The sequence below is a fragment of the Arthrobacter oryzae genome, from assembly GCF_037911235.1.
Classification (GTDB): domain Bacteria; phylum Actinomycetota; class Actinomycetes; order Actinomycetales; family Micrococcaceae; genus Arthrobacter; species Arthrobacter oryzae_E.
This window is the reverse complement of the sequence record NZ_JBBLYW010000032.1, coordinates 75,583-89,263: the sequence shown is the minus strand read 5'-3', so window position 1 is coordinate 89,263 and position 13,681 is coordinate 75,583. Positions and strand designations below refer to the sequence as shown.

Annotated in this window: 10 protein-coding genes; all 10 read left to right on the top strand. The window is 66.4% G+C overall.

The window, feature by feature from the left end:
- Positions 1–11: 11 nt before the first annotated feature.
- The 10 genes from hisI (at position 12) to WMN78_RS09260 (ending at position 13,636) form a co-directional block, all read left to right on the top strand.
- Positions 12–374, top strand: a complete 363-nt coding sequence (gene hisI / locus WMN78_RS09305; RefSeq protein WP_340533469.1) for a phosphoribosyl-AMP cyclohydrolase — start codon at positions 12–14, stop codon at positions 372–374.
- Positions 375–462: 88 nt separating this feature from the next.
- Positions 463–2,058, top strand: a complete 1,596-nt coding sequence (locus tag WMN78_RS09300) for an anthranilate synthase component I (RefSeq protein ID WP_340533467.1) — start codon at positions 463–465, stop codon at positions 2,056–2,058.
- An 8-nt stretch (positions 2,059–2,066) separates the two neighbouring features.
- Complete coding sequence (locus WMN78_RS09295) at positions 2,067–2,711, top strand: Trp biosynthesis-associated membrane protein (protein ID WP_340533468.1); 645 nt, start codon at positions 2,067–2,069, stop codon at positions 2,709–2,711.
- Between the two features lie 74 nt (positions 2,712–2,785).
- The gene (locus tag WMN78_RS09290) at positions 2,786–3,073 is read left to right on the top strand and encodes an HGxxPAAW family protein (protein WP_340533466.1); all 288 of its coding nucleotides are present in this window, start codon (positions 2,786–2,788) and stop codon (positions 3,071–3,073) included.
- 2 nt (positions 3,074–3,075) lie between these two features.
- Complete coding sequence (gene trpC / locus WMN78_RS09285; RefSeq protein WP_340533465.1) at positions 3,076–3,894, top strand: indole-3-glycerol phosphate synthase TrpC; 819 nt, start codon at positions 3,076–3,078, stop codon at positions 3,892–3,894.
- Between the two features lie 84 nt (positions 3,895–3,978).
- The gene (gene trpB, locus WMN78_RS09280; RefSeq protein WP_340533464.1) at positions 3,979–5,310 is read left to right on the top strand and encodes a tryptophan synthase subunit beta; all 1,332 of its coding nucleotides are present in this window, start codon (positions 3,979–3,981) and stop codon (positions 5,308–5,310) included.
- Positions 5,307–6,125, top strand: coding sequence for a tryptophan synthase subunit alpha (gene trpA, locus WMN78_RS09275; RefSeq protein WP_340533463.1), 819 nt, complete (start codon positions 5,307–5,309; stop codon positions 6,123–6,125). Before trpB ends, trpA begins: the two co-directional genes overlap by 4 nt.
- A 3-nt stretch (positions 6,126–6,128) precedes the next feature.
- A complete protein-coding gene (gene lgt, locus WMN78_RS09270; protein WP_340533462.1) occupies positions 6,129–7,307 on the top strand; it encodes a prolipoprotein diacylglyceryl transferase in 1,179 nt (392 codons plus the stop codon).
- A 262-nt stretch (positions 7,308–7,569) separates the two neighbouring features.
- The gene (gene gltB, locus WMN78_RS09265; protein WP_340533461.1) at positions 7,570–12,186 is read left to right on the top strand and encodes a glutamate synthase large subunit; all 4,617 of its coding nucleotides are present in this window, start codon (positions 7,570–7,572) and stop codon (positions 12,184–12,186) included.
- Positions 12,179–13,636 (top strand): glutamate synthase subunit beta, encoded by a 1,458-nt coding sequence (locus tag WMN78_RS09260; protein ID WP_340533460.1) that lies wholly within the window; start codon positions 12,179–12,181, stop codon positions 13,634–13,636. Before gltB ends, WMN78_RS09260 begins: the two co-directional genes overlap by 8 nt.
- The last annotated feature ends 45 nt before the right edge of the window (positions 13,637–13,681 follow it).

The following is a 13,681-nucleotide window of genomic DNA, read 5'->3' as shown; positions in this document are numbered from 1 at the left end:
TACCCCCCGTCCTGCCTGCCGAGGTGGCGGACGCCCTCAAGCGCGACGGCGCCGGCCTCGTGGCTGCGATCGTCCAGCAGTTCGACACCAACGAGGTGCTGATGCTCGGCTGGATGGACGACGAGGCGCTGCGGCGCACCATGACCACCGGGAGGGTGACGTTCTACTCCCGTTCCCGCCAGGAGTACTGGCGCAAGGGCGACACGTCCGGCCATGTGCAGTGGGTGAAGTCCGTTGCACTGGATTGCGACGGCGACGCCCTGCTGGTCCGCGTTGACCAGGTCGGCGCGGCCTGCCACACAGGCACCCGGACCTGCTTCGACGGCCGCGGGCTCGCCGTTATTCCCGGCGACGCCGGTGCCCACGCCGGCTGACAGGATTACGGCCGGGGGCGGCGCAGGCGCAGGACACCCCATCCACACGTTTCAGGCACCACTCAAGAACAGGCGGAGAACCATAGCCATGCAGGACCTTGGAATCATCAGCCCGGGCCTCGAAGAATTCCGGGAACTCGCCAGCCACAGCCGTGTCATCCCCGTCCGGTTGAAGGTACTGGCGGACGCGGAGACGCCCATCGGGCTCTATCGGAAGCTGGCAAACGGCCAGCCCGGCACCTTCCTGATGGAATCAGCGGCCGTGGGCGGTTCGTGGTCCCGCTATTCCTTTATCGGCGCCAAATCCCGCGCCACGCTGACCACCAAGGACGGCCAGGCGCACTGGCTGGGCGAACCACCTGCCGGCGTGCCCGTGGACGGGAACCCGGTGGACGCCATCAGGGACACCGTCGAAGCACTGCGCACCGACCGCTTCGACGGCCTGCCGCCCTTCACCTCGGGACTGGTCGGCTTCCTGGGCTGGGAGACCGTGCGGCACTGGGAGAAACTCACCAGCCCGCCCGAAGACGACCTGGAGCTGCCGGAACTGGCTCTCAACCTCGTCACCGACATGGCCGTGCACGACAACATGGACGGCACCGTCCTGCTGATCGCCAACGCCATCAACTTCGACAACAGCTCTGAGCGGGTGGACGAGGCCTGGCACGACGCCGTCGCCAGGGTCAAGGCACTCCTTGCCAAGGTCAGCACGCCTGTTGAGCAGCCGATTTCCGTGCTGGAACCGGCAGCACTGGACTTTGCCTCCAGCGTCCAGGAACGCTGGAACGAGCCCGACTACCTTGCTGCCCTGGACCGCGGCAAGGAAGCGATCGTGGACGGTGAAGTATTCCAGGTGGTTATTTCCCGCCGCTTCGAAATGGAGTGCGGCGCCGACCCGCTGGATGTGTACCGGGTGCTGCGCAATACCAACCCCAGCCCGTACATGTACATCTTTAGCCTCGAAGACGCCGCCGGCCGGCAGTACTCCATCGTGGGATCCTCCCCGGAAGCCCTCGTGACGGTCACGGGCGAGGAAGTCATCACCCACCCCATCGCCGGCTCCCGTCCCCGGGGCAAGACCGTGGAGGCGGACAAGGCTTTCGCGGAGGAGTTGCTGGCCGACCAGAAGGAACGCGCCGAACACCTCATGCTGGTGGACCTCTCCCGCAACGACCTCTCCAAGGTGTGCGTTGCCGGCACTGTGGACGTCACGCAGTTCATGGAGGTGGAGCGCTTCAGCCACATCATGCACCTGGTCTCCACGGTGGTGGGCAGGCTTGCTCCCGCCGCCAAGGCCTACGACGTCCTGAAGGCAACGTTCCCGGCAGGGACGCTCTCCGGAGCTCCGAAGCCCCGTGCGCTCCGGCTGCTGGATGAGCTGGAACCGCACCGCCGCGGCATCTACGGCGGAGTGGTGGGATACCTGGACTTCGCCGGTGACATGGACATGGCTATCGCCATCCGTTCCGCGCTGCTCCGTGACGGCCGCGCCTACGTCCAGGCCGGCGGCGGCATCGTGGCCGACTCCGTCAACCCGACCGAAGCCCTCGAAACGGTCAACAAGGCGGCCGCGCCGTTGCGCGCCGTGCACACGGCCGGCTCCCTGCACAACATCACCGCCGACTCCGTTCCGGAGCCAGGAGATGCCGCGGGCAGCTCACCCCGCCAAAGCCCGGGCAGTTGATGGGCGTCATGGAAGACGGCGTCAGGGAGGACAAAACGAGCCAGCCGGCCAGCAAAGGAATTGGTGTCCCGGTGTGGGCGCGGAAGTCCACGCTGGTCCTGGTCATTGCCGCGATGGCCCTGGCGGTGTTCGGCACTACTACGCAGACGTGGCTGACTGTCCATCTGGATCCGGCGCAGCTGGGCCAGGCGGTCAACAGCCAGGACGGCCTGCAGGTGCAGGGCAGCAAAGCGGCGACTACGGTCACCGCGCTGGCACTTGTGGCGTTGGCGGGCGGACTCGCCGCGTCGATTGCGGGGCGGATTGCGCGCTGGATCATTACGGCGATCATTGTCCTTGCGTCAGTGGGCATCGTGACCGCGGCGGTGACGGTGATGACGGACCCGCTTGCTGCCGCCCAGGGGTCCATTGCCGCCGCCACCGGCATCACCGGCAGCAGCGTCCAGGTGAGCGTCTCCGCTTTCCCGGCACTGGCCGTCGTCGTCGGCGTCCTGCTGGGGCTGGGAGCCCTGCTGATCATTCCGGCCGGTCGTCACTGGAAGACGCGGACCAAATATGACTCCGCAGCGGCCGGCACGGCCGGCGCTCCGGAGGGCCCCGCGGACGAGATCGACAGCTGGGACAGGCTGTCCCGAGGCGACGATCCCACCTGAGCCTGACTGCCGATGTCCAAGGCACCGCCAAAAAATGGCAGAATGTAAGCAGTATTCATCCTGAGGAGATTCCCATGAGCAAAGCCACTGTTTCCGCATCCAAATCCGCTGCTGCGCAGAACGTCAACACCGGCGTCGACCACAGCGCAGACCTCGGCCACGGCAACAGCCCGGCAGCCTGGACGTGCGTGATCGTTATGCTGATCGGCGCGCTCATCGCGTCCATCGCCTTTGTCATCGCCAGCACGCCCATCTTCATTGCCGGCGCAGTCGTGATGGTCATCGGCCTGCTGCTCGGCTGGATCATGCGTAAGGCCGGTTACGGCGTGGACGGCAGCAAGCTGAAGAACTCCGGCCACTAGCAGTGACTGTTCTCGATGACATCAATGCCGGTGCACGGGAGGACATGGAGGCCCGCCGGCGCCTGGTGTCCCTCGCCGAACTGAAGGAACGCGCTGCTGCGGCGGCGCCCGCCCGTGATGCATGGGCTGCCCTCGGCGGAGATACCTCGCCGCGGAACCAGCTGAAGGTCATTGCCGAAATCAAGCGGCGGAGCCCCTCCAAGGGCGATCTGGCGAGCATCGCCGATCCTGCCGAGCTCGCGGCCCAGTATGCCGACGGCGGCGCTTCCGTCATCAGCGTGCTCACCGAACAACGCCGGTTTAGCGGGTCCCTCGCCGACCTGGACGCCGTCCGGAAAGCCGTGGATGTGCCGCTGCTCCGCAAGGACTTCACAGTTGACGAGTACCAGATCTGGGAAGCGCGTGCGCACGGCGCGGACCTGGTCCTGTTGATCGTCGCCTCGCTCAGCGACGCTGAGCTGCGCGACTTCAGCCAGCTCACCCGTGAACTGGGCATGAACGCGCTGGTGGAGACGCACACGGCGGAGGAGATCGAGCGCGCCGTGGCGGCTGACGCCCGGATCATCGGCGTGAACGTCCGCAATCTCAAGACGCTCGACGTCGACCGTTCCGTTTTTGCCTCCCTCGCCGGCGGCATCCCTCCGGAAGCGGTCATCGTTGCCGAATCCGGAGTCCGCGGCGCGGACGACGTCCGGCATTACGCCGCGAACGGCGCCAACGCCGTGCTGGTGGGCGAAGCGCTGGTGAGCGACGCTACCCCGCGTGAGCGGATTGCCGAATTTACCGCTGCCGGCGCCGAAGCCATCGCAGCACGGGTCTGACGACCGGGGCGCCCGGCAGCAGACCGCTGACGCCGGGCGCCATCCGATATTTCTTTTGAACAGTGGAACAGGATGGTGAGACCGATGGTCGACGCGCCAACAACCGGCAATGATGAGGGCACCGCGGACGCATTTCTGCAAGGAGACCGGTCCCTGCGCCACGCGCCGGGCCCGTATTTCGGCTCCTACGGCGGGCGCTGGATGCCCGAATCGCTTATTGCAGCCCTTGACGAGCTGGAAGACACTTTCGAGAAGGCCAAGGCCGACCCGGAATTCGTCGCCCAGATCAAGGACCTGAACAAGAACTACTCCGGCCGCCCGTCCCTGCTCACCGAGGCCAAGCGCTTCGCCGGGCACGCCGGGGGCGTCCGCATCTTCCTCAAGCGCGAGGACCTCAACCACACCGGTTCGCACAAGATCAACAACGTCCTGGGCCAGGCCCTGCTCGCCAAGCGCATGGGCAAGACCCGCGTGATCGCCGAGACCGGCGCAGGCCAGCACGGCGTGGCCAGCGCCACCGCGGCCGCCCTGCTGGGCCTTGAGTGCGTGGTGTACATGGGCGCCGAGGACTGCCGCCGCCAGGCACTGAACGTGGCCCGCATGGAGCTCCTGGGTGCCACGGTCATCCCGGTGACCAGCGGATCGCAGACCCTCAAGGATGCCATCAACGAGGCACTCCGTGACTGGGTTGCCAACGTCGACCACACCCACTACCTGCTCGGCACGGCCGCCGGAGCCCACCCGTTCCCGGCGATGGTGCGGTATTTCCACGAGGTGATCGGCGAGGAAGCCCGCGCCCAGATCCTGGAACAGGCCGGCCGGCTCCCTGACGCGGTCTGCGCCTGCATCGGCGGCGGCTCCAACGCGATCGGCATCTTCCACGGATTCCTGGACGACCCCTCGGTCCGGATCTTCGGCTTCGAGGCCGGCGGCGACGGCGTGGACACCGGACGCCACGCCGCCACCATCACGCTGGGCAAGCCCGGCGTGCTCCACGGCGCCCGTTCGTACCTGATGCAGGACGACGACGGGCAGACCATTGAGTCGCACTCCATCTCCGCAGGCCTGGATTACCCCGGCGTCGGTCCGGAGCACGCCTACCTGGCGGACATCGGCCGCGTCAGCTACGAACCCATCACCGACGCTGAAGCCATGGACGCCTTCCGGCTCCTGTGCCGGACCGAAGGCATCATCCCCGCCATCGAATCCGCCCACGCCCTGGCCGGCGCCATCAAGGTGGGACAACGCCTCGCCGCCGAAGCGGCGGCCGAAGGCCAGCCCGCGGACAGCAAGATCGTCGTCGTGAACCTGTCCGGCCGCGGCGACAAGGACGTGGCCACGGCCGCTGAATGGTTCGACCTGTTGGACAAGGATTCCGTTGAGGCCGAGATCGGCAAAGAAGGGGAACAGCTGTGACCGGCGTTCAGGACATCACCAGCACCAGTAAATCGGCAGCGGCCATCGACAAGGCACGGGCTGAAGGGCGGGCTGCCCTCATCGGCTACCTGCCGGCCGGCTACCCCAGCGTGGAGCAGACCATCGCCGCCGGCATCGCGCTGGCCGAAAACGGTGCCGACCTGATCGAGATCGGCATCCCGTACTCCGACCCCGTCATGGACGGGCAGGTCATCCAGGCTGCCACCACCGAGGCCCTCGCCAAGGGTTTCCACGTCCGCCAGGTCTTCGACGTGGTCCGCGGGATCACCAGCAAGACCGACGCCGCCGTTTTGGTGATGACCTACTGGAACCCGGTGGTCCGGATGGGTGTGGACGAATTCTCCCGCCAGCTGGCCGAAGCCGGGGGAGCCGGGCTCATCACCCCTGACCTGATTCCCGACGAAGCTTCCGAGTGGATGGCTGCCTCGGACAAGTACGGCCTGGACCGGGTTTTCCTTGTGGCCCCGTCGTCCTCGCCGGAACGCATGAAGCGCACCGTTGATGCCAGCCGAGGCTTCGTGTACGCCGTGTCCATCATGGGCGTCACCGGTGCACGAACGTCAGTCAGCAGTGCCGCGGAAGGCGTTGTTGCCGCAGCGCACGCGGCCGGGGCGGAACGCGTGTGCGTCGGCCTCGGAGTGTCCAACGCCGGCCAGGTCCGCGAGATCGCGGCCTACGCCGACGGCGTGATCGTGGGCACGGCGCTCGTCGCCGCCATCCGCGACGGCGGCGTGGACGCTGTCGCCGCCCTGACCAAAGACCTCAGCACCGGCCTGTCCAGGGAAGAAGCCTAAATAATGCAGACTGTCCTCCACGCTGCGGCCATGATCCCCGCCAGCATTCCGAGCCCGGACTGGTCCGGGTTCGATATCCCGCTGCCGTGGGGGTCGCTGCGCATCCACGCGTACGCGCTGTGCATCCTTGCTGGAATCGTGGTTGGCCTGTGGCTGACCTCGGTCCGCTGGAACAAGCGCGGCACGCCGGAGGGCAGCCTGTGGGACATCGCCATCTGGGCCATCCCGTTCGGCATCATCGGCGGCCGGCTGTACCACGTCTTCTCGTCCCCGGATGCCTACTTCGGCCCCGGCTTCGACGGCACGGGCGACCTTTCCCTGATCCCGCAGATCCAGCGCGGCGGGCTGGGGATCTGGGGTGCTGTGCTGCTCGGCGCCGTGGGCGCGTGGATCGGCTGCCGCCGGGCGGGGGTCAAGCTCACCGCGTTCCTGGACGCCGCCGCTCCCGGGCTGTTGCTGGCCCAGGCTGTGGGGCGCTGGGGCAACTATTTCAACCAGGAACTCTTCGGCGGGCCCACCACGCTTCCCTGGGGCCTGCAGATCGACGCCGAAAACGCGAACTTTCCGGCCGGAATGCCCGCCGAAACCCTCTTCCACCCGACGTTCCTTTATGAATCCCTTTGGAACATCGTCGGCGTCGTGATCCTGCTCGCACTCGACCGGAGGTTCAACTTCCGCCGCGGGCGGCTGTTCTGGCTGTACGCCATGTACTACACACTCGGCCGCGTCTGGATCGAAGCCATGCGCATCGACGATGCCGAACAGATCAACCTGTTCGGCATCACCACCCGCCTCAACGTCTGGACCAGCATCTTCGTCTTCCTGGCGGCCCTGATCGTGTTCATCGTGCTGGGTCTTCGCAAGCGTGATGAGCCGGACACCCCGTACCTGGCCGGTCACGGTCCGTCCGGCGATGCCGGGGCCAAGCAGGCGGAAGATGCCGAATTGGCAGTCGTTCCGGCGGACGGCAAAAGCATCCGCCATTCGGACAAGAGTGTCTCAGATAGTGGGTCCCGTGGTAATCTCCCAGATAACCAAAACGGTCCGGGGCGCACTTCCGCCCCAACTGAAGCGGTGAAGGAACCAGCTGTCGGCACCACGCCCGCCAAGGGCGGCCAGGCAGCTGAAAACTCCGTTCACCTCGACTCCGGATCCGCGCCGGACACTGACCGCACCAAGTAGTCAGGGCCGGCAAACCGGGCAGCAGGGCTACCGCCCGCAGCGCCCGTTCCCACAGCGTCGTGGCACCAGGGCCCCTTCCCGTCAGCACAGAGCTGCCGTCGGGTCAAGCCCAGGTCAGGGCCTGCGTAACTGTTAGTTCAGCAGGCCGGGCTGACCTACAATTTCCAGTAAGTAACACTTTGTTGTGCCCATCACACAGGCACCGCGAGTGGGGCCAACGTTGTCCCTTCCATACGCTCGATCAGGAGGAAGGACGTCTCCCATGACCCAAACTCTTCACAGCCCCAGTTGGTCCGAACCGAACCAGCCTGCATCTGCCATGTCGCCGTTCAAGCGGTTCGCGGCGCTGCCGGAAGCCGGTGGGCTCTACAACCCGGAGCAGGAGAAGGACGCCTGCGGCCTCGCCATCATTGCCACGCTCCGCGGGGAGCCCGGCTATGACATCGTCGACGCCGCCCTGACCGCCCTGCGCAACCTTGAGCACCGCGGTGCCGTGGGTGCCGACGAAGGAACGGGCGACGGCGCCGGACTGCTGATGCAGATCCCGGATGAGTTCTTCCGCGCCGTCACCGAGTTTGAGCTTCCGGCGCCCGGACAGTACGTAGCGGGTACGGCATTCCTGCCCGCCGAGCAGCGAGAAGCCGACGCCGCCAAGGCCGGCATCGAAGGCCTTGCCGCCGATGAAGGACTCACCGTCCTCGGCTGGCGCGAGGTTCCGATCGTGGCCGACCTTGTCGGTGCCATGGCGCGGGCCTGCATGCCGTACTTCTCCCAGCCGTTCTTTGCCTCCAGCACCGGGGAAGTGCTGGAGCGCAACGAACTCGACTCCCGCGCCTGGCGCATCCGCAAGCGCGCCCAGAACAAGTTCGGCGTGTACTTCCCGTCGCTGTCCTCGCGGACCATCGTCTACAAGGGCATGCTCACCACTGCCCAGCTGGAGCCGTTCTACCCGGACCTCTCGGACAAGCGCTTCAAGACCAAGCTCGCGATCGTGCACTCGCGCTTCTCCACCAACACGTTCCCGTCATGGCCGCTGGCCCAGCCGTTCCGCACCATCGCCCACAACGGTGAAATCAACACCGTCAAGGGCAACCGGAACTGGATGCGTGCGCGCCAGTCCCAGCTGGCCAACCCGCTGCTGGGGGATTCCCCCGAGGAGCTCTACCCCATCTGCACCCCGGGCGCATCCGACTCGGCGTCGTTCGATGAAGTGGCCGAGCTGCTCTGGCTCTCCGGGCGCCCCATCACGCACTCGATCATGATGATGATCCCCGAGGCCTGGGAAAACCACGCCACGATGGATCCTGCCCGCAAGGCGTTCTACGAATACCACTCCCTGCTGATGGAACCGTGGGACGGCCCTGCCGCCGTCTCCTTCACCGACGGCAGCCTGGTCGGCGCAACGCTGGACCGCAACGGCCTGCGCCCGGGACGCTACTGGATCACCGAAGACGGCCTGGTGGTGTTCGCCTCCGAGGTGGGCGTCATCGACGTCGAACCTTCCAAAGTGGTCAAAAAGGGCCGCGTCTCCCCGGGCAAGATGTTCCTGGTGGACACCGAGGCCGGCCGGATCATCGACGATGAAGAGGTCAAAGCCGAAGTTGCCGCCGCCAACCCGTGGGCGGAGTGGGTCAAGGACAACCTGATCGACCTCAACGACCTGCCGGAACGCGAACACGTGGTGCACACTGCCGCGTCCGTGAACATCCGCCAGCGGACCTTCGGCTACACCACCGAAGAACTGAAGATCCTGCTGGGCCCGATGGCCCGCACCGGTGCCGAGCCCCTCGGCGCCATGGGTTCGGACACTCCCGTGGCCGTGCTGTCCAAGCGCCCGCGGCTCCTCTTCGACTACTTCGTGCAGTCCTTCGCGCAGGTCACTAACCCGCCGCTGGACGCCATCCGCGAAGAACTGGTCACGTCCCTGATGTGCGCCATCGGCCCGAACGGCAACCTGCTTGACACCAAGCAGGTCCGGCAGCCGCAGGTTTCGCTGCCGTTCCCGGTGATCAACAACGACCAGCTCGCCAAGATCGCCAACATCGAAACCCCCGACGGCGACAGGATCGCCATGAAGGTCCGGGGCCTGTACCGCCCCGAAGGCGGCGAAAACGCGCTGCGTGCCCGCCTGACGGAAATCTGCGAGCAGGTCTCGGGTGCCATCAACCGCGGCGTTCAGTACGTGGTGCTCTCGGACCGCGACTCGAACGCCCAGTGGGCGCCCATCCCGTCGCTGCTCCTGGTCAGCGCCGTGCACCACCACCTGCTGCGCAGCGCCAACCGGACCAAGACCGCCCTGGTGGTCGAGGCCGGCGACGTCCGCGAGACGCACCACGTGGCAGTCCTGATCGGCTACGGCGCCTCTGCCGTCAACCCGTACTTGGCCATGGAATCCGTGGAACAGCTCATCAGCAGCGGCGACGTTGTTGGCGTGACCCCTCAGGACGGCGTCTACAACCTGATCAAGGGCCTCGGCAAGGGCGTCCTGAAGATCATGTCCAAGATGGGCATCTCCACGGTGGCCTCCTACACCGGTGCGCAGACGTTCGAAGCCCTTGGCCTCGGCCAGGAACTGGTGGACGAATTCTTTGCTGGCACCCACTCCCAGCTCGGCGGCGTCGGACTCGACGTCATCGCGGCTGAGGTGTCCGCCCGGCACCAGATGGCCTACCCGGAGGGCGGCATCGAGCAGCCGCACCGTCCGCTGCTCGGCGGCGGCGAGTACCAGTGGCGCCGCGACGGCGAGCCGCACCTGTTCAACCCGGAGACGGTCTTCCGGCTGCAGCACGCCACGCGTGAACGCCGGTACGACATCTTCAAGTCCTACACCCGGGGCGTGGACGACCAGTCCGAGAACCTCATGACCCTCCGCGGCCTGCTGCGGTTCAAGTCCGGTGTGCGTCCGGTGGTTCCGCTGGAGGAAGTGGAGCCGGTGTCCAGCATCGTCAAGCGCTTCTCCACGGGCGCCATGAGCTACGGGTCCATCTCGAAGGAAGCCCACGAGACCCTGGCCATCGCCATGAACCGGCTGGGCGGCAAGTCCAACACCGGTGAAGGCGGCGAGGACGTGGACCGCCTGCTGGACCCCGAGCGCCGCTCGGCCGTCAAGCAGATTGCCTCCGGCCGTTTCGGCGTCACCAGCCTGTACCTGACCAACGCCGACGACATCCAGATCAAGATGGCGCAGGGTGCCAAGCCCGGCGAAGGCGGCCAGCTGATGGCGCAGAAGGTGTACCCCTGGGTTGCCCGGACGCGCCACTCGACCCCCGGCGTCGGACTCATTTCCCCGCCCCCGCACCACGACATCTACTCGATCGAAGACCTCGCCCAGCTGATCTATGACGCCAAGCGCGCCAATCCTTCGGCCCGGGTGCACGTCAAGCTTGTCTCCGAGGTGGGAATCGGCACGGTTGCCGCCGGTGTCACCAAGGCGAAGGCCGACGTCGTACTGGTTTCCGGTCACGACGGCGGTACCGGCGCCTCGCCGCTGAACTCGCTCAAGCACGCCGGTGTTCCGTGGGAGCTGGGGCTCGCAGAGACCCAGCAGACCCTGATGCTCAACGGCCTGCGCGACCGCGTGGTGGTGCAGGTGGACGGCCAGCTTAAGACCGGCCGCGACGTCGTGATCGCCGCGCTGCTCGGCGGCGAGGAATTTGGCTTCGCCACGGCACCGCTGGTGGTGGAAGGCTGCATCATGATGCGCGTCTGCCACCTGGACACCTGCCCGGTGGGCGTTGCCACGCAGAACCCCGAACTGCGCGCCCGCTTCAGCGGCAAGCCGGAGTTCGTGGTCAACTTCTTCGAGTTCCTGGCCGAGGAAGTCCGCGAGATCCTGTCGGAGCTCGGTTTCCGCAGCATCGAAGAGGCAATCGGCCACGCCGAAATGCTGGACACCCGTGAGGCGATCAACCACTGGAAGGCCGAAGGGCTGGACCTGGACCCGATCCTGCACGGACTCGAGTTCGACGACGACGCCCCGCTGCGCAACCTGACCGGCCAGAACCACGAGCTGGACAAGCACTTCGACCAGCGGCTCATCACCATGGCCGCCGAGGCGTTGACCGACCGCAGCCCGGTGAAGATCGCCGTGGACGTCATCAACACCGACCGTTCCGTCGGCACCATGCTGGGCCACACCGTGACCAAGACGTTCGGTACGGACATCCTGGCGACCGACACGATCGACATCACGCTGACCGGAACGGCGGGCCAGTCGCTGGGCGCGTTCCTGCCTGCCGGCATCACCCTGCGCATGTTCGGCGACTCGAACGACTACGTGGGCAAGGGCCTGTCCGGCGGCCGCATCATCGTCCGCCCGGACCGCACCAACGTGTTCCAGGCGGAGAGCAATGTGATTGCCGGCAACGTGATTGGTTACGGCGCCACCAGCGGCGAGATGTACCTGCGCGGCCAGGTGGGAGAACGCTTCCTGGTCCGCAACTCCGGCGCCACCGCCGTAGTTGAAGGCATCGGCGACCACGGCTGCGAGTACATGACCGGCGGCCAGACGCTGATCATCGGCCGGACGGGCCGCAACTTCGGTGCCGGCATGTCCGGCGGAACGGCCTACGTGCTGGACCTGCGGACCACCCGCGTCAACAAGCAGGCGCTGGAGTCCGGCGAACTGCAGCTGCGTGAACTGGACGCCGAGGACCGCGACATCGTCCACGGCCTGCTGGTCAAGCACGTTGAAGAAACCGAATCCCTGCACGCGCAGCGGCTGCTCGAAAACTTCGACGACACCGCGGCCCGCATTACCAAAGTCCTGCCGCGCGACTACGCGGCCGTATTGCAGACACGCCTTGACGCCATCGAAGAGGGCCTGGACCCCGATGGCGAAGAAGTATGGTCTCGAATCCTGGAGGTGACCGGTGGCTGATCCACGCGGATTTCTGAAAGTACGTCAGCGTGAAACCCAGCCGCGCCGTCCCGTTCCCGTCCGCATCATGGACTGGAAAGAAGTGTATGAGGCCCAGGAAAAGGGTGTCCTGAAGAGCCAGGCTGGCCGCTGCATGGACTGCGGCGTGCCGTTCTGCCATCAGGGCTGCCCGCTGGGGAACCTGATTCCCGAATGGAACGACCTCGTATGGCGGGACAAGGGCGAGGAAGCGATTGAGCGGCTGCATGCCACCAACAACTTCCCGGAGTTCACGGGCCGTCTGTGCCCGGCTCCCTGTGAGGCGTCCTGCGTGCTGGGAATCAACCAGCCGGCGGTGACCATCAAGCAGGTTGAGGTCTCCATCATTGATGAGGCATTCGACAACGGCTGGGTCAACCCGCTGCCGCCGACGCGCCTGACCGGCAAGACCGTGGCAGTCGTGGGCTCCGGCCCCGCCGGCCTGGCCGTTGCCCAGCAGCTGACCCGCGTGGGCCACACCGTTGCCGTGTACGAGCGCGACGACAAGATCGGAGGGCTCCTGCGGTACGGCATCCCCGACTTCAAGATGGAGAAGGAACAGGTTGACCGGCGCCTTGAGCAGATGAAGGCCGAAGGCACCCGCTTCCGGACCGGAGTTGCCGTGGGCACCGATGTGACCTGGGAGCAGCTCCGCCGCCGGTACGACGCCGTGGTGGTTGCCACCGGTGCCACCGTGCCGCGGAACCTGCCGATTCCGGGCCGCGAGCTCGAAGGTGTCCACTACGCCATGGATTATCTTGTTCCCGCCAACCGCGTGGTGGCGGGGGAGCAGGTGGAGAACCAGATCCACGCCAAGGGCAAGCACGTGGTGATCCTGGGCGGCGGCGATACCGGTGCTGACTGCCTCGGCACCGCACACCGCCACGGGGCCGCCTCGGTGACCACCCTCGCGATCGGCAAGCAGCCGTCCGCGGAGCGCATGCCGAACCAGCCCTGGCCCACGTTCCCCACGCTCTTCGAGGTTGCAAGTGCGCACGAAGAAGGCGGCGAGCGTACATACCTCGCCTCCACCGTGGAATTCGTTGGTGAAAACGGCAAGCTCACCGGGGTGAAGGTTGCCGAGACCGAGTTCGTGGACGGCAAGCGTCTCCCGAAGGCAGGCACTGAGCGGATCATTCCCGCGGACCTGGTGTTCCTGTCCCTGGGCTTCACCGGCGCGGAGCCTGCCGGCATCACCGAGCAGGTCCACGCTGAATTTGACGGCCGCGGCAACGTGGCCCGTGACGGCTACTACATGACCAACACCGAGGGTGTCTTCGTTGCCGGTGACGCCGGCCGGGGGCAGTCGCTCATCGTCTGGGCCATCGCCGAAGGCCGCGCCTGCGCTGCGGCCGTTGATAAATTCCTGATGGGAACCACGATCCTCCCTGCCCCGGTTGCCCCAACCGACCGGGCGATCGCCGTTCTCTAGTCACAGCTCTGCAGTCACAATCGGGGGACCACGGAAGTTCACCAG